The 24052-nt window shown below is 55.4% G+C and carries 25 protein-coding genes; 11 read left to right on the top strand and 14 right to left on the bottom strand.

Features of this window, described 5'->3' with window-relative positions; all coding sequences use genetic code 11:
• Window positions 1–150: 150 nt before the first annotated feature.
• The 7 genes from VI895_02910 (at window position 151) to VI895_02880 (ending at window position 6343) form a co-directional block, all read left to right on the top strand.
• Entirely contained in the window at window positions 151–981 is an 831-nt protein-coding gene (locus tag VI895_02910) for a hypothetical protein (protein HLG18752.1), read from the top strand.
• Window positions 982–1544: 563 nt separating this feature from the next.
• Complete coding sequence (locus VI895_02905) at window positions 1545–4277, top strand: vitamin B12-dependent ribonucleotide reductase (GenBank protein ID HLG18751.1); 2733 nt, start codon at window positions 1545–1547, stop codon at window positions 4275–4277.
• A gap of 77 nt (window positions 4278–4354) precedes the next feature.
• The gene (locus tag VI895_02900) at window positions 4355–4591 is read left to right on the top strand and encodes a hypothetical protein (GenBank protein HLG18750.1); all 237 of its coding nucleotides are present in this window, start codon (window positions 4355–4357) and stop codon (window positions 4589–4591) included.
• Between the two features lie 3 nt (window positions 4592–4594).
• Window positions 4595–4966, top strand: coding sequence for a type II toxin-antitoxin system VapC family toxin (locus VI895_02895; GenBank protein HLG18749.1), 372 nt, complete (start codon window positions 4595–4597; stop codon window positions 4964–4966).
• A 28-nt stretch (window positions 4967–4994) separates the two neighbouring features.
• Window positions 4995–5678 (top strand): DUF554 domain-containing protein, encoded by a 684-nt coding sequence (locus VI895_02890; protein HLG18748.1) that lies wholly within the window; start codon window positions 4995–4997, stop codon window positions 5676–5678.
• Window positions 5679–5714: 36 nt separating this feature from the next.
• Window positions 5715–5933 carry a ribbon-helix-helix protein, CopG family gene (locus tag VI895_02885; GenBank protein ID HLG18747.1) on the top strand — a complete coding sequence of 73 codons (219 nt, stop codon included), beginning with the start codon at window positions 5715–5717 and terminating at the stop codon, window positions 5931–5933.
• Window positions 5930–6343 (top strand): putative toxin-antitoxin system toxin component, PIN family, encoded by a 414-nt coding sequence (locus tag VI895_02880; protein ID HLG18746.1) that lies wholly within the window; start codon window positions 5930–5932, stop codon window positions 6341–6343. The genes VI895_02885 and VI895_02880 overlap by 4 nt, the downstream gene beginning before the upstream one ends.
• Window positions 6344–6357: 14 nt before the next feature.
• On the opposite strand, the gene VI895_02875 is transcribed toward VI895_02880, so the two are convergent.
• From VI895_02875 to VI895_02840, 8 genes are all read right to left on the bottom strand, one after another.
• Window positions 6358–7398, bottom strand: coding sequence for a cytochrome c peroxidase (locus VI895_02875; protein ID HLG18745.1), 1041 nt, complete (start codon window positions 7396–7398; stop codon window positions 6358–6360).
• A complete protein-coding gene (locus VI895_02870; protein HLG18744.1) occupies window positions 7395–9833 on the bottom strand; it encodes a sodium-translocating pyrophosphatase in 2439 nt (812 codons plus the stop codon). Before VI895_02870 ends, VI895_02875 begins: the two co-directional genes overlap by 4 nt.
• Before the next feature lie 71 nt (window positions 9834–9904).
• Complete coding sequence (locus tag VI895_02865; GenBank protein HLG18743.1) at window positions 9905–11203, bottom strand: dicarboxylate/amino acid:cation symporter; 1299 nt, start codon at window positions 11201–11203, stop codon at window positions 9905–9907.
• 84 nt (window positions 11204–11287) lie between these two features.
• Window positions 11288–11620, bottom strand: coding sequence for a hypothetical protein (locus VI895_02860; GenBank protein ID HLG18742.1), 333 nt, complete (start codon window positions 11618–11620; stop codon window positions 11288–11290).
• 119 nt (window positions 11621–11739) lie between these two features.
• Window positions 11740–12339 (bottom strand): nitroreductase family protein, encoded by a 600-nt coding sequence (locus VI895_02855; GenBank protein ID HLG18741.1) that lies wholly within the window; start codon window positions 12337–12339, stop codon window positions 11740–11742.
• Window positions 12340–12347: 8 nt separating this feature from the next.
• Window positions 12348–12905: an elongation factor P gene (gene efp / locus VI895_02850; GenBank protein HLG18740.1), complete on the bottom strand. Its 558-nt coding sequence runs from the start codon at window positions 12903–12905 to the stop codon at window positions 12348–12350.
• A 48-nt stretch (window positions 12906–12953) separates the two neighbouring features.
• Complete coding sequence (locus VI895_02845) at window positions 12954–13616, bottom strand: MarC family protein (GenBank protein ID HLG18739.1); 663 nt, start codon at window positions 13614–13616, stop codon at window positions 12954–12956.
• Between the two features lie 263 nt (window positions 13617–13879).
• Window positions 13880–14713, bottom strand: a complete 834-nt coding sequence (locus VI895_02840) for a biosynthetic peptidoglycan transglycosylase (protein HLG18738.1) — start codon at window positions 14711–14713, stop codon at window positions 13880–13882.
• A gap of 109 nt (window positions 14714–14822) precedes the next feature.
• Here VI895_02840 and VI895_02835 point away from each other — a divergent pair, with 109 nt between their 5' ends.
• Window positions 14823–15761 (top strand): 2-dehydropantoate 2-reductase, encoded by a 939-nt coding sequence (locus VI895_02835; GenBank protein ID HLG18737.1) that lies wholly within the window; start codon window positions 14823–14825, stop codon window positions 15759–15761.
• On the opposite strand, the gene VI895_02830 is transcribed toward VI895_02835, so the two are convergent.
• The 4 genes from VI895_02830 to VI895_02815 form a co-directional block, all read right to left on the bottom strand.
• Window positions 15744–16550: a DUF1207 domain-containing protein gene (locus VI895_02830; protein HLG18736.1), complete on the bottom strand. Its 807-nt coding sequence runs from the start codon at window positions 16548–16550 to the stop codon at window positions 15744–15746. The two genes, VI895_02835 and VI895_02830, sit on opposite strands and share 18 nt — an antisense overlap.
• A gap of 191 nt (window positions 16551–16741) precedes the next feature.
• Window positions 16742–17092, bottom strand: coding sequence for an RNA-binding protein (locus VI895_02825; protein HLG18735.1), 351 nt, complete (start codon window positions 17090–17092; stop codon window positions 16742–16744).
• A gap of 157 nt (window positions 17093–17249) precedes the next feature.
• The gene (locus VI895_02820; GenBank protein HLG18734.1) at window positions 17250–18317 is read right to left on the bottom strand and encodes an AI-2E family transporter; all 1068 of its coding nucleotides are present in this window, start codon (window positions 18315–18317) and stop codon (window positions 17250–17252) included.
• Between the two features lie 207 nt (window positions 18318–18524).
• Window positions 18525–19292 (bottom strand): YggS family pyridoxal phosphate-dependent enzyme, encoded by a 768-nt coding sequence (locus VI895_02815; GenBank protein HLG18733.1) that lies wholly within the window; start codon window positions 19290–19292, stop codon window positions 18525–18527.
• Between the two features lie 80 nt (window positions 19293–19372).
• On the opposite strand from VI895_02815, the gene VI895_02810 reads away from it, so the two are divergent.
• Window positions 19373–19963: a hypothetical protein gene (locus tag VI895_02810; GenBank protein HLG18732.1), complete on the top strand. Its 591-nt coding sequence runs from the start codon at window positions 19373–19375 to the stop codon at window positions 19961–19963.
• Here VI895_02810 and VI895_02805 read toward each other — a convergent pair.
• Together VI895_02805 and VI895_02800 are read right to left on the bottom strand one after the other, a co-directional pair.
• Window positions 19951–21243 carry a phosphoribosylamine--glycine ligase gene (locus tag VI895_02805; GenBank protein HLG18731.1) on the bottom strand — a complete coding sequence of 431 codons (1293 nt, stop codon included), beginning with the start codon at window positions 21241–21243 and terminating at the stop codon, window positions 19951–19953. The genes VI895_02810 and VI895_02805 overlap by 13 nt on opposite strands.
• Window positions 21244–21348: 105 nt before the next feature.
• Window positions 21349–21924, bottom strand: coding sequence for a hypothetical protein (locus VI895_02800; GenBank protein ID HLG18730.1), 576 nt, complete (start codon window positions 21922–21924; stop codon window positions 21349–21351).
• A 122-nt stretch (window positions 21925–22046) separates the two neighbouring features.
• Between VI895_02800 and moaA the strand changes: the two genes are divergently transcribed.
• Both moaA and VI895_02790 read left to right on the top strand, forming a co-directional pair.
• Entirely contained in the window at window positions 22047–23069 is a 1023-nt protein-coding gene (moaA, locus tag VI895_02795) for a GTP 3',8-cyclase MoaA (protein HLG18729.1), read from the top strand.
• A gap of 9 nt (window positions 23070–23078) precedes the next feature.
• The coding region (locus VI895_02790; protein ID HLG18728.1) for a protein kinase at window positions 23079–24052 on the top strand (974 nt) is incomplete at its 3' end.

Raw genomic sequence — 24052 nt, 5'->3', positions numbered from 1 at the left:
TTATTGCGGTACAAAAGATTACGGTTGGATATACCTTCAAAATAATTGTATATACTTCCAGGTACTTATTCAGGTAACATTTTGGTACGTTATGTGCTTTCTAAATCCGGCGTACACGAACGCCCGCGAGGGCAGATGGAGGATTAGGCCATGAGAATCAACCGAATCGAAACGACTTTTGCGCTATTGATGGCCGCAGGAGCCTTGGCTTTCGCATATGGCTCGGCATGCAATAGCTCGAGCCAGTTTGGTTATTCGAGCCTTCAAGAGGCACTGGAAAACCTCCCCGAAGGGACCGGAGAAACGATTACGGTTTTGGACACCGACGGGGATGGAATTGCCGATGCCATTGACACCAATAATGACGGCATTCCGGATGTGACGATTGTCGATGACACCAGCTCCTCCAGCTCCAGTTCATCCAGTTCGAGTTCATCCAGCTCCAGCTCTTCGAGCTCCAGTTCTTCGAGTTCGAGCGGCGGACCGGTCCTGCGGGACCCGGACGGGAACTGTTTTGCGCTTGGAACCACGCAGCTTGTATCAGGCAGCTACACAGGAGCACCCAAAGCGGACAACTTAGCCATTCAAGATATATCAAGCAACGGGACCACGGTAACCATCGACCTTCAGGGTAACTCTCTAAAGCGGATTTATTTGAATAAGATGTCGGGTCAGAGCAACCTACTGGTCGTCCAGAATGCGGTCATGACCGAAGGCTTTTGCAACAATGCGATCGCCGGCGGGTCGAACTCCATCAAGTTAGAAAGTAGCGACTCTTCGCCGCTGGTCGATATCGACTCCGGTTCAGGTGGAGGCCAAAAAATCGACTGCCGCTATATTCCTTCGTCTCCGGGGCTTAGGTATTCTCTGAGCGGAAATAACCACTGTATTTCAGCTCCGCCCGGTACGACCATGATTGAAGTGGCCAATAACGCAAATGGTCACACGATCTACACGGACGGCACAACCTGCCTACCGTAATGGTCTGTCCCAAATAGACTCAAGGCTCGCAAATCGTTGTTTTTTCTTACGATGCAGGTCGAATGAGGCTCCACGCCTAGAATATTGTGGCGATGCAAGTCAGCGTCCCTTGAAGCACCGATACAAGCGACATTTTATTTTGGAGCTGACGTAAGGTCGCGACATGCGGCCGAACAACCGCGATCGATAATTGTGCGTATTATTTCAATAATTTAAAGCGCTCGTCAAAACCTGGTTTCGCTCATGGCTGCGGGAAGATTCGGTTCCCCGCACGAACGGTGGACGATTCAGTCTCCCTCATGTTTCCTCTTGCCAGGTCACGAATCCTCGCCATAAATTACTCGTACGTTACCATACGTTACATTGGTGACGAGCTAACCCGAAACGGAAAGGGGACCTAAGACGGAGCGGAAAGTTGCTTCGCTGAGGGGCTTTTGACTTTCGGGAGCTGGCGGTGGGAACGGATGTGACACATAGTAGCGAGGAGATGGATGATGCAATCAGAGATCATTAAAGGGACGAATGGGGAAGAAATGGAGACCTTGAAGATACCGGCCCGGCCGATGCGAAAACCGCAACAACGTTCAACTACCGCCGCGCCTCAACGCGGCATCAAACATCCTCGTTATTTCACACAGGCCGGCGTGCATCCGTTCGACGAGATCGAGTGGGAACTGTGCGAAGCCAATATCACCAACGAAAAATGCGAAGTCGTTTTTCTCCAAAAGAACATCGAGGCACCGAAGTTCTGGTCGCAGCTCGCGACGAACGTCGTCGTTTCCAAATATTTTCGCGGACCGCTAGGAACGCCCCAGAGAGAGCATTCGGTGAAGCAGCTGGTCCGGCGCGTGGCCGACACGATGGCGGATTGGGCGCGGACACAGAAATATTTCGCTACGGAAGAAGATGCGCAGGCATTTCAGGACGAGTTGACGCATCTGTTGGTGTATCAAAAAATGGCGTTCAACTCGCCGGTCTGGTTCAACGTGGGCATTGAGAAACATCCCCAGTGTTCGGCCTGTTTCATCAATTCGGTTCAGGACTCCATGGCCTCGATTCTCGATCTGGCGAAGACCGAAGGGATGCTTTTTAAGGGCGGCTCCGGTACGGGAACCAATCTTTCGCCGATCCGATCTTCCCGAGAGCAACTCGCGGGCGGAGGTCAAGCCTCGGGACCGGTCTCTTTCATGAAGGGCTACGATGCCTTCGCGGGCGTGATCAAATCGGGTGGTAAAACCCGGCGAGCAGCCAAGATGGTCATCTTAAACATCGACCATCCCGACATCGTTTCCTTCATCCGCTGTAAAGAAATGGAGGAAAAGAAGGCTTGGGCGCTGATCGACGCCGGCTATGACGCCTCGTTCAACGGAGAAGCCTATAGTTCCATTTTCTTTCAAAATTCGAACAATTCGGTGCGCATGACCGACGAGTACATGCGAGCCGTGGAGGAAGATCGAAGCTGGGCCACGCGGGCGGTGACCGACGGGCGCCCGATGGACACGTACAAGGCGCGCGATCTCATGGGCATGATCTGCGAATCCGCATGGGTGTGCGGCGATCCGGGTCTTCAGTTCGATTCGACGATCAACGATTGGCACACCTGCCCGAATACCGCCCGAATCAACGCTTCGAATCCATGCAGTGAATACATGTTTTTGGACGACACGGCATGCAACCTGGCCTCGTTGAATCTCATGAAGTTCGTGACGCCCGACGGCGGCTTCGACACCACGTCGTACCGGGCTGCCCTTCGAACCACGATTCTCGCGCAGGAAATCATCGTCGACAATGCCTCTTATCCGACGCCGACGATTGAACGAAACAGCCACGATTACCGGCCGCTGGGAATCGGCTACGCCAATTTGGGAGCGTTGCTCATGTCGATGGGTTTGCCCTACGACTCAGATGAAGGACGAACTTATGCGGCGGCCATCACGGCCATTCTATCCGGCCATACCTACCGAACTTCCGCGGAAGTCTCCGCGGATCGGGGACCGTTCGCCGGTTATCCGAAAAATCGCGAGCCGATGTTGCGTGTGATTCGAAAACATGCCGATTCGGTCCGAGGAATCAATCGCAATTTGATTCCGGCCGAGCTTTATTCGGCCGCAGAAGAGGATTGGGAAACGGCGTACGAGCTCGGGAAACAGTACGGTTTCCGAAACTCCCAGATCAGCGTCTTGGCCCCCACCGGCACCATCGGATTCATGATGGATTGCGATACGACGGGTGTGGAACCGGACATCGCCTTGATCAAGTATAAGAAACTGGTCGGCGGTGGGTTTCTAAAGATCGTCAACAACACCGTTCCTCAAGCCCTCAAGAAGCTAGGCTACACGCCGGAAGAGACCGGCAAGATCCTCAAATACATCGATGAACATGAAACGATCGAAGGAGCGCCGAGCCTGAAGCCGGAACATTTGGCGGTTTTTGACTGCGCATTCAAACCGCTCAAAGGCCAGCGATTCATTCATTACCGGGGCCACATTCGGATGATGGGCGCGGTGCAGCCGTTCATCTCGGGAGCGATTTCGAAAACCGTGAACGTACCCAACGAAATCTCGCCGGAGGAAATCGGAACGACCTATTTGGAAGCTTGGAAACTGGGGTTGAAAGCGATCGCCGTCTATCGCGACGGCTGCAAACGGTCACAACCCCTCAATACGTCCAAGGAGACCAAGGAAAAAGCTCTGGCGGGAAAGGCCTATCGGCACCGTCTCCCGGACGAGCGGCAATCGATCACCCACAAATTCTCCGTGGCGGGCCACGAAGGCTACATTACCGTGGGAATCTATGAAGATGGGCAACCGGGGGAGATCTTTCTGGTCATGGCGAAGGAAGGATCTGTGGTCTCCGGTCTCATGGATTCGTTCGCCACGGGAATATCCCTGGCCCTTCAATACGGCGTGCCGCTGAAGGTCCTCATCGACAAATTCAGCCACACTCGATTTGAACCGTCCGGGTTGACCGGGAACCGGGATATCCCGTTCGCGAAATCCGTCGTCGACTACATTTTCCGGTGGCTGGCCTCGAAGTTCCTGACGAAAGAGGATCAGCAGGAAGTCGGAGTCTTGGACCGAAGCAACGGCAACGGCGCCTCGCAGGAAATGCGGGTTGTAAAAGCGGCGCCTGCACCGCGAGCCGCTATGGCCGGCGCCGAATCGGCCGGCGGACTGAAGTGGAGCTTCCGACTTCAGGAGGACGCGCCCCCCTGTCCCGATTGCGGGTCGATCATGGTGCGCAACGGCATCTGCTACAAGTGCATGAACTGCGGAACGACGAGTGGGTGTTCGTAGTTTTTAATTTCTAAGTTATTGAATTAAGACATGTATTTGTTGTTGTTTTCTATAATATATGTATACATACTATATATATGTCTCAACTGAATATTCATCTCTCTCCAGGCTTTGAAAAGGCGCTAAAGAAGTTCATGCTGCTTCGGGGAATTAAGAATAAGTCCCAAGCCGTCCGTTTGGCGCTCGAGGAAAGTCTAAATCGCAGCCTAAAACGCCAGACCACATATGATTTTACCCGTTGGCTCGGAGCCGGGTTGCGCGCTCCGGTAAATCCGCAAAGCAAGTTCGGCTCCGACGACGACCTTTGGAAGTGATTCATGGTCGTGGACACCTCTGTCATCCTGGCTGTGTTGTTTCGGGAACCGGCCGGTGAATGGGCCGTCCAGCAATTGAACGAACACAGCTCAGAGCTCCGTATGAGTACCGTTAATTTGGCCGAGGCCTTAATCCGTGCGCACGACAGGCAGCCTCAATTGAAGGAGGAGTTGGAGAACTTGTTATTCGAAAGCGCGATTCGTTTCGTATCCCCAGACGTGGAACAAGCCAGATTGGCGGCCGGCGCGCGGATGCGATTTCCCCTCAATCTCGGGGACTGTTTCGCCTACGCCTTGGCCGTTGTTGAGAACTGCCCTATTCTCGCCATCGACAAAGATTTTCGGCGGACCGACCGTCCGGTCGTAATGCCGTGAACGAAACCATAATTCGGGATTTGGGCCTATGTTAGGTGTCTTTGTAAACGCCGCAGCCATAGTCTTCGGGACGTTGCTCGGGATCGCTACTCGCAAGATTCTGTCCGAATCGCTTTTATCCGCCATTCGGATCGGCATCGGTTACGCGACAATTGCCCTGGGTCTGAAAATGGCGCTCAAATACGAAAGTGTCGTTTTGCTTGTCTCGTGCTTGGTGGCGGGCGGACTGATCGGCGCATGGCTAAAGATCGAAGCCAACATGGAACAGCTTGGGGAACGTCTCAAACGCATTTTCGGAAAACGCTCGGACAGCCAGTTTCCCATCGGCTTTGCGTTTGCGTCGATCCTCTTTTGTACCGGCGCGATGGCGGTCGTTGGATCGATCAATTCAGGCGCCCTGGGCGATCATGAAGTTCTGATGGCAAAATCGATGTTGGACGGAATTTTCTCAATTACGCTAGGTGCGATTTACGGCATCGGCGTAGCGTTCTCGGCCATTACGATTTTGCTGTATCAGGGCACGATCGCCTTGATTGCGCCCAAGATCAATGCTCTGCTTCAACCGTCGGTTATTAACGATCTATCCGGCGTCGGCGGCGTCTTAGTCCTGATGATCGGTGTGAACATCTCCGGCATCAAAAAGATCGCCGTCGGTGACTACTTCCCGGCCGTTATCCTTGTGTTACTCGTCGCCCCGTGGATTACGCGTTGACCCCACGTTACGAAACGTGTTACATTGTAACACGAAATGAAAACAACGCTGACTGTACGACTTCCGGCCGGTCTTCGGCAGGAGCTACGAAAATTAAGCCGGGCCGAAAGGCTCTCTGTTAGTGACATCATCCGTGATTCGTTGAAGCAATATCTGGCCACCCGCCGCTTCCGGAACCTTCGCCGAAAAGTACTTCCTTTTGCCGAAGCCCAAGGGCTTTTAACCGACGAAGACATCTTTAAACAAATGTCGTGAAGGTTCTTTTGGACTCGAACGTCCTTGTCGCGGCATTAGCGACGCGGGGACTCTGTGCGGCGCTGTTCGAAACCTGCCTTAAGTCTCACCAGATCATTGGAACAGATCAGATCCTAGACGAGGTCCAGAAAGCTTTGGCCGAAAAAGTTAAGTTGCCCGCACTTCTCGTCATGGGGATCCGAAAATACCTGCTCTCCGAATGGACTCAGGTGACTCCCGAGGACGTTGCGCCCACAAGTTGTCGAGATCCAACGGATCTTTCGATCCTCGGCGCAGCGCTGAGCGGAAAAGCGGACGCTATTGTCACGGGTGACATGGGTCTACTCGTCCTAAAAAGCTTTCAGGGCATCCCGATTTTCACCCCAAGAGAGTTCTGGGCACGCCTCACATCGGGGATAAGCGGCCAATAAAAAACACGGAAGCTTTACTGTGGAAACGAAGCGGGGGCTTTGTCCATGTAGCCCTCGCCGTCCAGCGACTCCATGAACGCCACGATAGCGGCGACTTCCTTTTCATTCATATGGAGCGGCCGAATTTTTGGCGACAACTGCGGGTTTTTGTGGCCACCCTTGTTGTAATGGTCGACGACCTCACGAAGCGTCCGGATCGATCCGTCGTGCATATACGGCGGATGCTTTGTGACGTCGCGAACCGTGGGCGTCTTGAACGCCCCCAGATCTTCTTTCTTTTTGCTCACGACGATCCGCCCCTGATCGGCGAATTTCTTACTCTTCGGATTCCATCCGATACCCAGATTATGAAAAAGGCTGTCGGAAAGGTTTTGGCCAAGGTGGCATTGATTGCATTCCGCTTTTCCAAAAAAAAGATCCATTCCTGTTTGGGCTTCCGCGGAGAGCGCGGATTTGTCGCCGTCGATGAATCGGTCGTATGCGGAGTTTCCGCTCATGCGGGTGCGCTCGTAGTCGGCGATGGCCCTCTTGATCCGATCGATGCTGACATCCTCGCTTCCGAACGCTTCTTTAAAATATTTCTTGTATCCGCTGACTTGCGAGCAGGTGTTTACGACGGCCGCGTGCGTATTGCCCATTTCGATCGGATTTTCCATCGGTCCGCCCGCCTGCGTTTCCAGCGAACTTGCCCGACCGTCCCAAAAGAAATTGGGATAGAGGGCCCACGCCTGATTGACGAACGAGGGGGCCTTTCTTCCGCCCTTTTGTCCGCGAATCCCCGTCGATACGGGAGTCCGCTCCGAAAACGCATGTTCCGGGACATGGCAAGACGCGCAGGAGATCGTTCCGTCCGCCGAAAGACGCTTATCGAAAAAGAGCCACCGGCCGAGACGAACACTTTCGGGTGTGGGCGGGTCCTTCAGATCGCTCCACTGACTGTCGATTCCTAGCGGCGGTTTGGGCAGCGGCTGAATCGGATTCGCCTTTTCCCAATCCGGCGCCGCCAATGCCGACGTCACCCAAACCGCGAGGAAAAACCCAGGCAAGCTCTTCATCGTGCACCTCCCGTGGCGCTTTTGCGTACCTCCCTCGCAGCCGCTTCTGCCACTGGAATCCTCATAGCGTAAAACGACCGCCAAACAAAAATCAGCGAAAGGGCGAAAAAGATGGCCGCCAGCATTCGGCTTGTGCCCCGATTGAGCTCGATCGCCATTTCCACAGCCAGAAGACCGAAGAGCGTCGTGAACTTGATGATCGGATTCATCGCCACGGACGACGTGTCCTTGAACGGATCCCCGACCGTATCCCCGACGACCGTAGCCGCGTGCAGGGGGGTCCCCTTTTCGTTGAGCTCCACCTCCACCCATTTCTTGGCGTTATCCCAAGCGCCGCCGGCATTGGCCATGAAAATAGCCTGATAGAGACCGAAGAGAGCGATAGAGATCAGATAGCCGATGAAGAAAAACGGCTCGAGGCAAGCGAACGCCAACGTCGAGAAAAAGACGGTCAGAAAGATATTGAACATCCCTTTTTGCGCATACTGCGTGCAGATCTCGACGACGTGCTTGCTGTCGGAAACGGACGCCTTGGTCGAACCCTCCAGTTTGATGTTCGCCTTGATGAACTGGACCGCTCGATAAGCACCGGTCGTCACGGCTTGGCACGAAGCGCCCGTGAACCAGTAAATAATCGCTCCTCCCGTCACCAATCCGAGAAGAAACGGCGGATGGAGCAGCGAGAGCTTATCCACGTTCTCGACTAAGCCGTGCGTTAAGAGAACGATGATTGAAAAGATCAGCGTCGTGGCGCCCACGACGGCCGTTCCGATCAAGACCGGTTTGGCCGTCGCCTTGAACGTGTTCCCCGCACTGTCATTACTCTCCAAAAGGTGTTTGGCTCGGGCGAAGTTTGGTTCGAACCCGAAGTTCTTCTTGAGATCATCCTTGATTCCCGGCAACGTCTCGATCGTCGAAAGTTCATAGACCGACTGTGCGTTGTCCGTCACAGGTCCATATGAATCCACGGCGATCGTCACCGGTCCCATCCCCAAAAACCCGAACGCCACAAGGCCGAACGCAAAGACGGCCGGGGCTATCATCAAAACAACGAGCCCTTGAAGGCTCATGTAGTAAGCAATGCCCATCAATCCCACGATGACAAGGCCCATCCAATACGCGCTGAAATTCCCGGCGATCAGACCGGAAAGAATATTCAGAGAGGCGCCCCCTTCCCGCGAGGAAGTGACAATTTCTTGGACGTGGCCCGACTCCGTAGATGTAAAAATTTTGACCAGTTCGGGAATCACGGCGCCCGCGATCGTGCCGCATGTGATAATCGTCGAGAGTTTCCACCAAAGCGTCCCGTCTCCCAAACCGGGGATCAGGAGATAAGAAACAATATAGGTTACGACCACGGAAATGATCGAGGTCAGCCATACAAGTGACGTCAGCGGCGCCTCAAAATTCATTTTCTCGGCATTTAGATACCTCGCACGAGCGAACGACTCGTTGACTAAGTACGAAACCATACTGGTCACGATCATCATGATGCGCATCGCAAAGATCCAAACGAGAAGCTGAACCTGAATGGCCGGATCTTTTACGGCGATCAGGATGAAGGCGATGAGCGCAACGCCGGTCACGCCATACGTCTCGAACCCGTCGGCGCTGGGGCCGACCGAGTCGCCGGCGTTGTCTCCGGCACAGTCGGCCACGACCCCGGGATTTCGGGCGTCATCTTCCTTAATCTTGAAGACGATCTTCATGAGATCGGAGCCGATGTCGGCGATCTTGGTGAAGATTCCGCCGGCGATCCGAAGGGCCGCCGCCCCGAGCGATTCGCCGATGGCGAACCCGATGAAGCAGGGGCCGGCATAGTCCCCCGGAATAAAAAGAAGAATCGCGAGCATGATGAAGAGTTCCACGCTGATGAGCGCGAGGCCGATGCTCATCCCCGCCTTGAGTGGAATGGCGTACGTCGGGAACGGTTTACCCTGAAGACTCGCAAACGCCGCCCGGGAATTGGCCACCGTGTTGATCCGGATGCCGAACCACGCCACGCCGTAACTGCCGGCGATACCGACCAAACTGAAAAAGAGGATGACGGCCACCCGATTGACGGGGAGGTGTCGAAGCCATCCGAAGTAAACGACCATAATGGCCCCGATAAAGAGCTCGAGCAGAAGGATGAATTTCCCTTGCGTGATGAGGTACTGCTTGCAGCTCTCGTAGATCAGGTCCGAAATCTCCAGCATCGAGCTGTGCACCGGCAATCGCCGGAGCTTGGAATACATCACGACGCCAAAGAGGAAACCGATGGCGCTGATGAGGAGTCCAAACGTCAGGATGGTTCCGCCGGAAGCGCCGCTGAAGGTCACCGTCCGGACATCCGGAAGGATGAGCTCCGCCTCGCCGGCCAAGGCCGCCGAAGTCTGAACGAAAAGGAGGGTGAAAAAGAGGCCCAGGCGGGATCCAAGAGTTCGTAAATTCATAATTATCTCCACGGGTTAGATCCTAGAGCGGGGAGGTTGTATCAGGGGACAACGTTCCGGTCGAGAAAAAGCTAGGTGGTTGGAGCGCCGCTTTGGAGTGAGACCGGGACGGTTCCCGGAACGAGCCATTCTTCCCCGCGCGAGATCACGACCGCCGCCGCCAGATCGCCTGTTACGTTCAGCGTCGTCCGGCACATATCGAGGAACCGATCCACTCCCAAGATGAGGCCGATCCCTTCCACCGGGACTCCCACCATTCCCAAGATCATCGCCACAACAGGTATCGAGCCGGCCGGAACACCCGCCGTGCCGATGCCACCCAGAATACAAACTCCCACTACCATCAGCTGCTGCGTCAGGACGAGGTGAATTCCGTAGAATTGCGCCAAGAACAGAACCGTCACCCCCTCAAACAGAGCCGTTCCGTTTTGGTTGGCCGTGGATCCCACCGTAAGGACAAATCGGCTGACGTGCGGGGGAAGCTTTAGATTTTCCTCCGCCACCTGAATCGACGTCGGAAGGGTTGCGTTACTTGAAGCGGTGGAAAAGGCGGTCAGCATCGCTTCGCTGATTCCCCGAAAGAACGTAACGGGGCTCATTTTCCCCATGAACTTCACCGTGAACGAGTAGACAACGAATTGATGAATCGCGAGTCCGAGAAGAACGACCCCCACGAAGCGCGCGAGTTGCCACACGATCTCGTACCCCAGTTGAGCCGTGAGCGTAAATAAAAGTGCCGCCACACCGATCGGCGCGAACGAGATGACGACGTGGATCAACTTCATCGTCACGTCGTACAAGCCTTCCACGGCCTCCTGAAAACGTTTGGAAGCCTCCGTTTGCGTCATTGAAAGACCGATACCGAGCATGAGAGAAAAGAACATCACCGCCAAGAGGTCCCCATTGACGGCGGCTTTGATCGGGTTGTCCGGAACGATTTGAATCAAAAGGTCCATTCCGGTCTTTGGAGCCGTCGCCGTAGAAAGGATGGAGGCCCGCTGCGCCGCCCCCTCCAAGAGACGGGCTTTGGCAGCTTCCGACATCCCCTCCCCCGGTCTCAGAACGTTTACGAGAAAAATTCCGATTCCCACGGCGATCGACGAGACAAAAATGGTGTAGATCAGCGTCTTCAGACCGATGCGACCGAGTCTCCGAACGTCCCCCAGGCCTACGACGCCCAGAACGAGAGCCGAAAAAACAAGGGGGATAATGAGCATGAAAAGCAGGCGCAGAAAAATTTGCCCCGCAGGTTGTGTAAAGTATCGAATGACCCAAGCGAGACGAGGATCCTGTCCGAACAGGAGAAACGCGGCGACTCCCAGGGCGGCGCCGGTAAAAGCGCCGATCAACATTCGCGTGTGTAATGGCATCGCGAGAGGACACCCTACTTGCTTCCGAGCGCCACCCCGATTGGGCGACCACTCGGAAACCAAATAGGGTGTCCCTAAAAAACCTTACAGCCCGACGGCTTTAATGACTTCTTCCGCGCTCTTGTAGGTCCCTTCCGGGAGCTTTTGAGCAAACAGCTTCTTGTCGTTTTCGGAAATATCCGTCATGTTATTGCAGACCTTCAGGATCTCCGCTTTTGTCATGCCGGTGGCCGTGAAAGTCAGATGCTCTTTCACATGCTTGGTCACGTTCGCCTGATCCGTCCACGTCGCCGTGGTGGCAGCCGTCGTTGTTGTCGTCGTTTTTGCTTTTGTCTCAGCTTTCTTGGCAGGGTCCGCAGCTAAAGCGGATCCTACGGTCAAAGCAGTTCCAAGAACGAGTAATGCAAAAAATTTCATCGAAAAGACCTCCTTAAAAGAGTAATGGATTCCAATTGAACTGACAGCGACATCCTTGTACCCGAGCGCGCGCTAAAGTCCAGAAACCGCCAGCGTCCGCGCCAGGCTGATCAAAATCACTATTTCATGTTCATCGGCTTCGACCAATGGCCGTCGTGCGCCCATTCGATCATCGGCTTTCGCGTACGAGGTTCTTCTTCTCGTTTCCGAACGTCATCCGCCAACGATTGAGGATCTGGCGCGTAACCCAGCGCAATCATGGCCATCGGCGTGAACCCTTCGGGAATCCCGAATAATTGACGCGCCTTTTCGGCGTCGAACCCGGCCATTTGATGGGCCGTCAGCCCCACATCCACCGCCTGAAGCACCAGGTTTTCGGAGGCCAAGCCGACATCGTGGTGCGCATGTCGATTGGGTTTGCCGTTTCGAGTGAAGGTCTCTTTGGCGACGGACAAAAGAAGTACCGGCGCGCTTTTGGCCCATCGATTCCCTTCCACAAGACAAGAGCGGGCCTCCTCAAGCACAGCCGCATTCGAGGGTTCGAATACTAAATAATGCCAGGGTTGTTCGTTGAAACAGGAAGGCGCCCAACGGGCAGCCTCCAAAAGAACCAGAAGCTTTTCGCGCTCAACAAGCCGCGTCGGATCGATCGCCCGCGGACTCCACCGCCGGCGAATCAGATCGTGAACCGGGAACTCCGTCGGCGCGGGTTTTTCCATTTTTTTTCTTATTTGGCCTTTCCGAGATACTCGCCGGTAGCCGTGTCGATTTCGACCATCTCCCCTTCAGAGATGAATCCGGGCACTTGAATCGATGCTCCGGTCTCCAACTTGGCCGTCTTGTAGGAGTTGGTCACTGTCGCACTCTTCATAAAAGGATCGGTTTCCACCACTTTCAGGGTTACCGTCTGAGGCAACTCCACACCCACGGGTCTCCCCTCGTAACTATCGACGGCAAATCGCATGTTCGGTTTTAGGAACCTGACGGCGTCTCCCAAGAGCTCGGCCGTCAAGTGAAATTGTTCGTACGATTGGGTGTCCATCACGTGATAGCTCTCCCCGTCGGCGTAAAGGAATTCAACGTCTTTGCGATCCAGCACGGCCCGCTGAAGATCCTCATCCGTCCGAAAGCGGGTTTCGGTTTGTGTGCCCGACACGATATTCCGAAGCTTAGCCTGAACGAACGCCCTCCAGTTCCCCGGAGCGATAATTTGGGTGTGGAGAACGCGGTAGAGCCCCTTCTGGTACTCCACGATCATCCCGACTTTAAGCTGTTTGGCGATCATGGCGGCCGCGGATGATAGAGTCCCGGCGGCCGATGTCAACCAGGAGGTTCAGCGTCCGCGGTGAATCGAACCGACCAGCTCGGGGACGATGTCCTTGAGACCATTGATCACAAATTGGACGGAAATCGCGGCCAACATCAGTCCCATGAGACGGTTCATCACGCGAACTCCCGACGGCCCGATGATCCGCAACAGATACGATGAGTGCACCAGGATTAGATAGGTCGACACGCTCACGAGAAACACGATTCCCAGAATGACCGCATCCTGGTTCCAGCTCCTTCCGCGGGCCATAAGTACCATCACCGTGGAAATAGCCCCGGGACCTGAAAGCAAGGGGATCGCCAACGGAATGATCGAAATGTCGCTTTTTGCCAGCGCTTCTTCCTGCTCTTCCGGAAGAGTTCGGCTACGAACATTCGCTCCTTTCACCATATCTAGAGCGGACATACCGACCAAAATTCCTCCGGCGATACGAAAAGCCGGGATCGTAATTCCCATCAATTCAAAAAGGACTTTACCCGCCAGAGCGAAGAAAACGAGCACCAGAAAGCAAGCTACGCTCGCTCTCCGAGCGATTGAATTTCGTTCTTTTTTCCCAAGGTTTGACGTGTGAGCCAGAAAGAAAGGGGTCGCCCCCAATGGATTGACGATCGTGAAAAGCGAGACGATCGAGACGAGAAGAAATTCTGTGGAAACACCCGCGAACATGGCCGCCTGCAATCGATTGCGACCCGATACGATGGGACTTCTCCCCCCTTTTGGCAATCAAAAAATCCCGCCGCGGAGCGCTAGCTCCAAAATTGATTACGCCAAATGCGGCGAAAGAATAATTTAGTCTTAATACCCCGTGGGGGGTTTTGGAGCTGCGATCGGGGCGGGTGCGTCAAATACAATGTCGAACGAGCCCATGACGTCGAATGGGTCCTCATACTCCATCGACCGACAGGAATTCTCTCCGGTGACGGTACCGTCTAATACCAGTCATCCGCGATCTCCGGTAGGGCCTCCTCCTGCAACTCCTTGGGATCGACCAATCGCATCTCTTCCTCTCCGATCGGTTTTTCAAAAGCCAGCGGTTTCAACTCTTCATTTTCCAATTCGGCAGGACTCAAGTAGCCCGCCTGAACCATTTTATCGAGTATCGCGTGGATCGTTCTTCCGGCATGCGGTGTGAGCATTCGTTGCCGGAAAGAAACGCCGTACCGTTTTGGGCTTGGCAGAAGCATGGCCAGGAACGCCCCTTCCTTGGCGCCGAGCCGCGCCGGCGGCTCGTTGAAATACAGATGCGACGCGGCCGATATTCCGTACGTTCCTTCCCCCCATTCGGCGACGTTCATATAGACCTCCAGGATCTGCCGCTTGGTCATCTCCCGCTCCAACAACATCGCCAAAACGAGTTCCCGGAATTTGCGCCAAAGACTCTTCTTGTGACTTAAGAACACGTTGCGCGCGACCTGTTGCGTAATCGTGCTGGCGCCACGAACAAGCCCCTTTTTTTTCAGATTAACCTTGATGGACTCTTCGATCTGTTTCGGATCGAAACCTTTATGTTGATAAAAGGCCCAGTCCTCGCTCACCAAAACCGCACCGACGACGGAACGAGAGACCTGGTCGATCGTAACCCAGGATGCCGGACGCTTCTTCTCCAGAGTGACCAGGGGCTGTTCTTTCGCGCCGTTATAATGAATGACCGGATACCGATGTTTGAGCTGACCGACTTCCGCCACGCCGCGCACGATGAGATACGCAACCAAGCCGATGCTCCCTAATGCCAGGATGGCAATGACGATTTTTATGCGGTGCATTCGGACCTTGGCAGCCGCCATTAACATACCGCTGTTTGCCGCACAATTCAGGGGTCTTCGTGAACGCCCCATTTGTCTCGCTCCTCAAGCTCCGGTATGAGTTCCGAAAATGAGATTCGTATTCTTGGGTGTCGGAGGCGTCGGCGGCTACTTCGCGTCAAGGCTGGCGCAGGCCGGTGTGGACGTTGCAGCTGTGGTCCGTGGCGCGCATAGGGAAGCGATTGCGAAAAAAGGATTGCGTTACACGGGATTTGAAAACGCGGAAGTTCGGATACAAACGTTCGATCACGTAAAAGCGGCCGGAACGTTCGACGTTCTTGTCCTCGGACTCAAATGCACGGATTTGGAGAACGCCCTCCAATCGCTCGAAGAACATATTTCTTCAAACGTCACCTTCGTTACGCTTCAGAACGGCGTGGACGCCGAAGAGATTTGCAGTGGGTTTTTCCCGAAAAACGAAATTCTTGGCGGCGTGGTTTATATCGACGCCAAGATCTTGGAGCCCGGCGTCCTTGAGGTGACGTCCCCCGGAAGATTGGCGTTGGGCAAATGGGGAGCCGAATCGAGCCGCTCATTCCAATCCATCCTCGATGCGTTTCAAAAAAGCGACGTGCAGGTTTCGTCGGCTCCCGACATTCGTCTGACCAAATGGAAAAAATTAAGCTGGAATGCCGTTTTCAATCCACTCTGTCTTCTGACCCGACTGACGGTGGGAGAGATCCGGAAGCAACCGTCTCTCGCCGACCTGGGGCATCAGATATCTTCCGAAGTCATGTCCGTGGCCCAAGCTCTCGGAATCCGTCTGGCGGCCGATTACGCAAATCGGTTCTTTTCCGCTAAAGACGATCAAGGCTCGGGCATCCTGCATACACGCACGTCGATGTGGTCCGATTTCGTGGCCGGAAAGCCGACCGAAATCGATTTTCTCAACGGCGCCGTCGTTCGCCACGGCGCAAGCCGCAAGGTCCCAACGCCTATCAATCAGGCCATCGTCACGCTCGTCCACGCGCTCGAAACGAGCCGGACCGGTTCAGAGTCCGATCTGTAAGCCCATTCCGACGCCGAGGACGTGGACGTCCTGGAGGAAGAATTGTCCGTGGGGCGAAATGCCTCGATAAAATTCAAAGAGGACTCGGAGGTACCGTTCTTTTTCTTCCGGGTTACTCTCGGGGCCGATCTCCATGCCCCCTTTGAAGCTGACGGCGGGAATGAAATCGTCTTCTTGCCACATTCTGAGATCGACACCCCCTACCCACCTTCCGGCCGTGTTTTCCGTGAAACGAGCGAACGGGGTTCCATGCCTGTATTCCACGCCAAGATGAATGACACCCGGGTCCACATCGTCCGGATCGGTACGCACGAAATATTCACCTCCGCCGTAGAACCGGAAACCACCTACATCGTACGCGCCGAGAATTTCGATCGCCTCGTAACTTAAGTTAATTCGTGCCGGATTCTGATTGATGAGGAACTCATCCCCTAAGTGTGAACTTTGGTGGTATACGCGAAACCGGGCCGAAAAATTCTCCTTCCGATAAGTGATCGGAAGCCCGCCAGTATAGTCCGCATTGATCAAGTCCGACGAGGGCGATGCGAGATCGAACTGGGCGAAAACCCCTCCGGCCACTTCAATCTGAAACGCCGAATTCGACGGCTCGTTTTGAAGCCTCATCAATCCGAATGTCTCGCCGAAAACGGCAAAGCCTCCGACATCCAGCGGCGCCGACGTATCTACCCACCAGGTGCTCAGCCGAAACTGAGGCTGTTTCGGGTCGGCCAAAAGCGGAAGAAATAAATGCCCCCGGGGAAACGCGGAGACATCTGAAGAATCCGCCACGGCGGGAGCGCTCCAAAGCAGAGCCACCGCCGCAAAAAATATTCTTCTGAAAAAAGTGCGCTTTCCCGGGCTGCTCAAAAAGGTCTCAGTTGCGAGGCCGCCGCAAACGAGCGGCCGGAGCAGCCTTGGGATGGCTGTGAGGACCGCGAGTGCAGCGGCAACGAAGCAAATGAGCCTTTTCCAACAGCCGGTTAGTATCGGTCTCCACCGCCGGAACCGCCTCGGCCGGGCCGCCCGCCCCCGCGACCGAATCCACCACCGGAACGTTGCGGGCCGCGACCCTCGCCGGGGCCCTTTTCCCGGGCTTCGTTCACGACCAGCGCCCGCCCTTCCCATTCCTTTCCGTTGAGAGCGGCAATCGCCTTTTCGGCGTCTTCTTCCGTCTCCATCTCCACGAAACCGAAACCGCGGGATCGGCCCGTCTGCCGGTCGCTGATGATTTGAGAGGATGCCACTTTTCGTCCTTCGCCCGCGAACAATTCTCGAAGCGCATTTTCGTCTGCGCTGAAAGGGAGATTTCCCACGTACAGTTTCTTATTCACTTGTGATTGCCCTCCCCTGGTTTTTTGAAGTTAACAGGAACGTTTTGGAGCGCGGCCGAATTCACGATCAAACCAAGGAAAGACCGGAAGGCGAGCTGACCAAACGGAACACCTTTTTATAATGCAGGAGCTTTGCAAAGTCGAGCGAGGTGCGATCTTAGGGGGAAGCCTTTTCCGACCTCGCAAGATCCCGTCCGATCACATCCAACAAGAGAAGAAAAACCGTGAGGACCACCGGTCCCAGGAAGAGACCGATTAAACCGAACGCCAACAGTCCTCCAAGTACGCCGAAGAAGACCAAGATCACCGGAAGCTCGACGCTGCGACTGATGAAGATCGGTCGAATGAAATTATCGGCCGTCGAAACCACTCCCACACTCCAGATCAGTAGGAGAATCGGCTTCCACCACGCCGCGCCTGTAGCAAACAAATAGACCACCGCCGGGCCCCAAACCAACATCGTTCCACCGGGGATGAGTGACACCATAAACGTCATCGCGCCGAGCATAACCGCCCGAGAGAGTCCGACCACCGCGAAGCCGATGGTCGCCAAGAGTCCCTGGACCAACGCGGTGACTAGAATTCCGTAAAAAACCGCGCGTGTGACGTCACGCACGGCACGAAACGTCCGATCTTTTTCCTCTTCATCGATCGGCAGAAATCGCCGGATAGACAGCACGATCTTATGGGAGTGATGAAAAAGAACGATCGCCGTGAAATAAAACACAACCAGCGTAAAGACGTTTCCCACCAAACCGGCCAGGACGTTTGTGGTCCCGCTCAACAGTTTCCCCACGGCCTTGGCGACGGAACCGCTCCATTCCTGAAGATTGAGATCTTGTGGATCGGTTCGGCCGAGCCAACTGAACACCGATGCCAGATTCGGGAACCGGTTTAGAAGCAATCCCGGATCGAATGCGCCCGACGCGATCTTAGCTTCCACCCATTGATAAAAGAGAAATACCCCTTGGCTTACTTTGATCAATGCAAATACGATCGGCGTCACGATAAAAGCCGTAATCACAGTGCTCATGAGGATAGCGGACAACAACCGACGCCCCCCGAAGGCCCGTCGAACTCTTTCATAGGAGGAGGAAAAAACGACCACCAGCATCGCGGCCCAGATAATTCCCGGGAGAAACGGACGCATCGTTTGGTACGTGAAATAAAGGACGAGGATAAATAGAACGCCGAAAAAGATCCGCTCGGTGTTTTGGACGCGCATGGCGACTTCTCTTATCCGAGACCGAGAACTAAGTCTCGCCTTCGTGTCCCGAGTCCGAGATAGGTTGATAACAAAGGACGCCGATACGCCCGGATGGCAAGGCGCGACGACGAAGGCGTACTTGCAAGGCTGTACGTCGAGGAGGAGCAACGCGGCCAGCCGGGATGAAGCGGCGGCCGACGATCAAGATATCTCGGACTCTGGACACTAGGATTCCCACCCCTCATCCGCCCACTGTTGCTCTGCACGCGTTCCAAAGACAGCTTTCCCCAACCGAACAATCGTGGCCCCACGGCTGATCGCCTCCTCAAAGTCACGGGAACTCCCCATGGCTAAATCGATCGCCTGCGTTGGGAGAACTCCTTTGTTCAGAAATTCGTTTCGCAGTTTTTCCATGGCGCGAAACGCCTCCACGGATTCCTTCGCCGAAAATGCCGATTCGTTCTTCATGGAGAGCCCCATTAACCGAACACCGGGGATCCTTTGAACAGCCTCGATCAGAAACGGAACCTCCTCGGGCGAGGCGCCCATCCGCTTCCGCTTTCCCAAGGGGTTCACTTCAACCAGAAGCTTCAGCTCCTTTTTCCCTTTTGCCGCCACGGCCTCGGACAGCGAACGAATCGTCGTGATTCGATCCACCGAATGAATCCACTCGAAAAACTCCACGGCCAAATGAATTTTCTGCGGAGGCAGTTCACCGACGAAATGCCACGTGATCCCGGGGACCCGGTGATCCACCGGCGGCCGTTTGGTGATCCCTTCGGGCAAGTACTCCTCGCAAAGCTCGCGGATTCCGGCGTTCACCGCATCCAGTACCGGATCCACCATGAGCCCGCGGCTGGAGGCTATAAGTCGAATGGAGAGGGGATCTCGCCCGGTTTTTTCGGCCGCGCGGGCGATTTTTTGGCGAATCTCGAGAATCCGGCGCGCGGCCGGAGTCAGGACTTGAGGTTCGCCTGCGGACGGAAGTTGCATAGAACTACTTGTTATTAAACACTTTTTGCGGCCCGTCAACGACCAAACGAATTCCTTGACCGGGAAACTTGGAGACTGCTATGCCGCCCCGCTCACCCAATATGCTCATTATCTCTTGCCATGCGGATACGAACTTCACGCACCACGAGCTCACGCGAGAAAGGGACGGGTACCTCGGCCACCTCGACAACTTCGCCGGAGTGCACGCGGTCATGCGCGCCTATTTTTCCGGCCGAATGACGGGCGATCAGACTCGCCTCGCCCTCACCGACCATGAGGAAACGACCTTCGCGGGAGCCTATGAACTTCGAGATCAGATCCGCCCAACCGACCTTGTCGTGGTGGTGGATGTCACCGGAATTATCGGGGATTGGGATTTCACGATCGAAAAGTGCGCGGACCCGGTGACCCGGCAGTTCGTATCTCAAGCACTCCGGGGGTTCCGTTATCGGCTCTTCGAGGATTCTCCCGACCCGATCGCTGATTCCGACGAAGTGGACGTATACCGCGAAAAATGCCCGCACACGTTTTTCCTGGGAATCCCCTGTTCGGGTGGGGATTACAACCACGAGAAAGTTTTCTGCAAAGAAACGTCGATTCAGGCGGCGGCCGACGCCATAGTGGCTGTATGCGAAGCTTACCCGAAGTTCGAAGCGCTTCAGGTCAAATAACCCCACGTGTGGAGCAGGTCGCTCTCGCGAGCCCAGCGCTCGCCGATGTCCGTGCGATAAAACATATTGGGGATCAGAATATTGTGAACGCGGTTGTACGCTTCCTTCCGGGACGCTTCCATCGTTGAGCCGGAACCGGTCACGACCAGCGCATAACCGCTGCTTCCCGCCAAAACCCACTCATTGTCCACGATCTTTACGTCCCCCGGATGGAGCCCTTCGGTCATCGGCTTCTTGAAAATGATCGGCGCGTCACCGGAGTATTTCTCAAACGTGTCTCGGTCGGTGAACGGAAACGGCGGCACGGCGATCACGACGCCGACCTGGAATCCCTTCTTCGCCCGAAGAGCAAAATTCTCGCCGGCAGCAAGCGCGCGGAGAAAATCGCTCCACCGGGAGAGGATCCCCTCGATCTGAATGTTGATCGTCGGGTAACCGAAACGGCTGGTGAACTCGAGCGGATAGATCCCCCGCCCGTTCACGATACAGTTCACGTCGATGTACCCAACGTATTTAGCCTCTCGAAGTTTGGCCGTCATTCGGCCCAGCGTGGTTCGATAGAGCTGGTTTTCACCGGACCAGAACATCGACGTTCCCATTTCACCCGTCGACGGTCCGACCTCGTCGTTGAACATCCGTTTGTGTTCGAAGTTCACGTTGACCGGGAGGATGAAATCATTGCCGTTGAAAAAAGCGCCGACGGCCACTTCGACGCCGGCGGCGTATTTCTGAAGCTGGAAACTCTTGATCTTTCCCCCCCAAGTCTTCTTGTAATGTTCCAGAATCGTAACAATGTCCTCGCCCTGGTCTTCCTGGCCCACGAACGAGAGGACCTTGTCGTTCTGTGCTTTGCCGCTCGGTTTCACGACATAACGGTTGGGATTGGCTCTCACGTACGCGATCGCGTCATCAAAGGTCTGGAAATCAAGGGAGGTCAGCGTCGTCATTCCGACCGCTTTCATTTCCTCCTGGCCGAAATCGCGGTCGTGCTCCAGGCGATCGCCGTAAACCGACCCGCCGACGACCAACTTTCCCGCCTTTCGAAGTTTGTCCGCCTGGGCGCCGAAACCGACGTCGTCAAAGACGATCACGTCGGCCCAAAGAATCGATTCCTCCAGATTCTCGGTCTTGTCGACAAACCCGTCCGCAACCGTCTTTTCAGATTTCGCGTGGATGTAATAGCGGACTTCGTTTCCTTCCTTGCGTACAACCCACGCCAGGTCGTGGATAAGGCCGTCGTCGGAAACGAAGAGAAATTTCTTCGGCGCCCCGTTGGGCATGGTTCTAGTGTCTCAGATTTACTCCGTCCACTTCAAGAGAAGTTTGAAAAAAACCCCGCGACGTTTCCGTCACGAGGTTTTCAAAGACAAGTCTGTACCGCCGAACTACTTCTTCGCCGACAAGCTTTGCTCCAGAATCCGCTTCCCACCGTTGGAATAGGTGTAATAGACGTTGCTCTGCAGCTTATTGCCCTTTACGGCGAACACCCAAATCCCCGATTTGTCGATTCCGTCGGGAAGATGTTTGCCGATCTCGCAAGGCTTCTTCGTCGCGTTGACCGTGCAGGTGAGATACTTGAACGCAAAATAGGTATCCGTCGGCGTAACTCCGGATTCCTTTTTTACCCACTCGGGGAGTTTGTCAAACGTCACGGCGGTTGAGGTCACGGTAATCTCGCCGTCATCCCACGTATAGTTGTCCCCTTGGATGGCCCACTTTTCTTTTGTGGCGCCGACCAAGCTCTCTCCCGCCAGTCCGTTATTCACTTTGCTGAACGTGATCGTGACCGGCGTTCCCGTTTCCTCAGCCATTGGCTTTCCGCCGCCGGACGTGTCTTTTAGGTTCGTCGTGACCGATCCGGCCCAGTTTCCGGCCATCACGCTGTAGTTTTGCGCGGCTGACGCCACGCTCCAGATCACCGCGCTCGTCAAAAGTGCGGCCGACATAAGCTTCTTCATCACTTCCTGCCTTCCTGGGGCGTCGCCCCGTTTAAAATTTGGCTCATTTGTAAATACTGAACGGCGGGCGTTGTCAAAAAAGTCGTCTCGTTTTCATTTGCCCCATTTTCAGCTAGGTAACCTCCATGGCGATTAGGGACCGATATCAACGGCCGCTCCAGAGCCTTCGAATCTCCGTCACCGATCGGTGCAATCTTCGGTGCCAGTATTGCATGCCGGAGGAGGAATACCGTTGGGTCCCGCGGGACGAAATTCTGCAATTCGAGGAAATCTCGGTTTTGGTGGACTGTTTCTTGGATCTCGGCGTCGACAAGATCCGGATAACGGGAGGGGACCCGCTGGTGCGCCGAGACGTGGCCGAGCTTGTCCGAATGCTTCGAGGGAAGGCGGGAATCGTCGATATCGCCTTGACGACCAACGGCGTTCTTCTTGCTGAACAAGCGGCGGCTTTAAAAGCCGCCGGTCTCGACCGCGTTACCATCAGCCTCGATACGCTTCGCCCAGACCGATTCAAAAAGATCGCCGGCCGCGATAGCCACGCCAACGTGTTGGAGGGCCTGCGAACCGCCCGGGGGACCGGTTTTGTTTCCCTGAAGATCAACAGCGTGATCATCCTAGGCCTCAATGACGACGAAATCGTGCCCCTTATCGAATTCGCCAAGCAGATGAAAGCCGAGGTTCGTTTTATCGAGTATATGGATGTTGGGGGCGCCACCCGATGGTCGATCGACCAAGTGGTCCCGCGCAAGGAGATTCTCCGGCGATTGCGCCGGCACTACGGGTCGGTCGAGCCGGTGGAGGGAGATTCCTCCGCCCCCGCCGGAAGATTTCGGCTTCCGGACGGGACAACCTTCGGCGTCATCGCCTCGGTGACCGAGCCGTTCTGCCGCTCTTGTGACCGCAGTCGTCTGACGGCCGACGGCGTTTGGTACCCCTGTCTGTACGCCACGCACGGAATCGACCTGCGAAATATGCTCCGTGGAGGGGCGTCTTCAAATGTTTTGCGTAACGCTATCGCACGAAGATGGGAGAACCGAACGGATCGAGGGGCCGAACAACGACTGGCGACGGCGGAACGAGGTCCTCTCTTCGACTTGGATCGCCTTCGCCGCGACCCGCACCTTGAAATGCACACACGCGGCGGCTGAGCGCTCGTGATGAACGAGGCGGGGACGGTCGAGAGCAGGGAACGGGAAGCGGAATGGATCGGCCCGTACCGTGTGATCGGCGTCCTTCGAAGGGGCGTGACGTTTCATGTCGCCTCGGAGAGTGGGAATTCGAGCTTCGTATTAAAACGCCCGGATGGGATCTCTCGAAGAAAAATCCGAAAACGGGTTTCTCGGTTAACGTCGATCCAACAGCCTTCCTTGGCCCGAGTAATGGGGCTTCTGGAGGAAGATGGGATCGTATACACCTGGCGTGAGTTCATTCCGGGTACGCCGCTCTCGATTGTCATCCGAACGCTGGCGGCAGGCGACGCTTTTGCGGCGACATCCAAGCTCCTCCAAATCGCCGACGGTCTCAGCGCGCTCCACGACAAGGGGATGGCGCACGGGAATCTCCACCCCGGCAATTTGATCCTGTCGAACGAAGGAAGGCTCGTCATCGTGGATAGCCCGGAGTCGGCCTTTCCGCCGGCTTGGTGGCCCAAAATGAACGATTCGCGCGCGATTTATCTTTCTCCGGAACAGCTTCGGGGTTACCGCCCGACCCCTCGAAGCGATCTTTTCGCAGCCGGCGTGATCTATCATGAATTGTGCTACGGCCGTTATCCGTTCCCGGGAGAAGGCTGGCTCAACGAAATCCGAGCCATCTGGTCCGCCGAACCGGCCGACGAGATATACAAGATCATGGGAGCGACGCCCAAAGTTCGCAGGGTGTTGCAAAGATTGCTGCAGAAAAGACCGGTTCGGCGCTACGCGAGCGCCTCCGAACTTCTCGAGGCTCTGGACGGTCCGAAGAGAGTTCGCACGGCCGGTTGGCCGCGCTTTCGAACCCCTTTCCGCGCGCTTCGCGCTTCGGTCCAGACCGGAGCCGATTTCGCGCTGACGCCGTTTTCGCGTCTTCCTGTGGCGAAGCTCGTCGCGGCGGGAACACTCCTCTCCGCTTTCATCTTTGGAATTTCCCTCCT

This window comes from Bdellovibrionota bacterium, from assembly GCA_035292885.1.
Taxonomy (GTDB): domain Bacteria; phylum Bdellovibrionota_G; class JALEGL01; order JALEGL01; family DATDPG01; genus DATDPG01.
This window is presented reverse-complemented; position numbering and strand designations above follow the sequence as displayed.

Excerpts from the sequence above, each read along its gene's own strand:
- VI895_02910 (HLG18752.1), top strand. The coding sequence starts at position 151 with ATGAGAATCAACCGAATCGAAACGACTTTTGCGCTATTGATGGCCGCA.
- VI895_02905 (HLG18751.1), top strand. The coding sequence starts at position 1,545 with ATGCGAAAACCGCAACAACGTTCAACTACCGCCGCGCCTCAACGCGGC.
- VI895_02900 (HLG18750.1), top strand. The coding sequence starts at position 4,355 with ATGTCTCAACTGAATATTCATCTCTCTCCAGGCTTTGAAAAGGCGCTA.
- VI895_02895 (HLG18749.1), top strand. The coding sequence starts at position 4,595 with ATGGTCGTGGACACCTCTGTCATCCTGGCTGTGTTGTTTCGGGAACCG.
- VI895_02890 (HLG18748.1), top strand. The coding sequence starts at position 4,995 with ATGTTAGGTGTCTTTGTAAACGCCGCAGCCATAGTCTTCGGGACGTTG.
- VI895_02885 (HLG18747.1), top strand. The coding sequence starts at position 5,715 with ATGAAAACAACGCTGACTGTACGACTTCCGGCCGGTCTTCGGCAGGAG.
- VI895_02875 (HLG18745.1), bottom strand. The coding sequence starts at position 7,398 with ATGAAGAGCTTGCCTGGGTTTTTCCTCGCGGTTTGGGTGACGTCGGCA.
- VI895_02870 (HLG18744.1), bottom strand. The coding sequence starts at position 9,833 with ATGAATTTACGAACTCTTGGATCCCGCCTGGGCCTCTTTTTCACCCTC.
- VI895_02865 (HLG18743.1), bottom strand. The coding sequence starts at position 11,203 with ATGCCATTACACACGCGAATGTTGATCGGCGCTTTTACCGGCGCCGCC.
- VI895_02860 (HLG18742.1), bottom strand. The coding sequence starts at position 11,620 with ATGAAATTTTTTGCATTACTCGTTCTTGGAACTGCTTTGACCGTAGGA.
- VI895_02855 (HLG18741.1), bottom strand. The coding sequence starts at position 12,339 with ATGGAAAAACCCGCGCCGACGGAGTTCCCGGTTCACGATCTGATTCGC.
- efp (HLG18740.1), bottom strand. The coding sequence starts at position 12,905 with ATGATCGCCAAACAGCTTAAAGTCGGGATGATCGTGGAGTACCAGAAG.
- VI895_02845 (HLG18739.1), bottom strand. The coding sequence starts at position 13,616 with ATGTTCGCGGGTGTTTCCACAGAATTTCTTCTCGTCTCGATCGTCTCG.
- VI895_02840 (HLG18738.1), bottom strand. The coding sequence starts at position 14,713 with ATGCACCGCATAAAAATCGTCATTGCCATCCTGGCATTAGGGAGCATC.
- VI895_02835 (HLG18737.1), top strand. The coding sequence starts at position 14,823 with ATGAGATTCGTATTCTTGGGTGTCGGAGGCGTCGGCGGCTACTTCGCG.
- VI895_02820 (HLG18734.1), bottom strand. The coding sequence starts at position 18,317 with ATGCGCGTCCAAAACACCGAGCGGATCTTTTTCGGCGTTCTATTTATC.
- VI895_02815 (HLG18733.1), bottom strand. The coding sequence starts at position 19,292 with ATGCAACTTCCGTCCGCAGGCGAACCTCAAGTCCTGACTCCGGCCGCG.
- VI895_02810 (HLG18732.1), top strand. The coding sequence starts at position 19,373 with ATGCCGCCCCGCTCACCCAATATGCTCATTATCTCTTGCCATGCGGAT.
- VI895_02805 (HLG18731.1), bottom strand. The coding sequence starts at position 21,243 with ATGCCCAACGGGGCGCCGAAGAAATTTCTCTTCGTTTCCGACGACGGC.
- moaA (HLG18729.1), top strand. The coding sequence starts at position 22,047 with ATGGCGATTAGGGACCGATATCAACGGCCGCTCCAGAGCCTTCGAATC.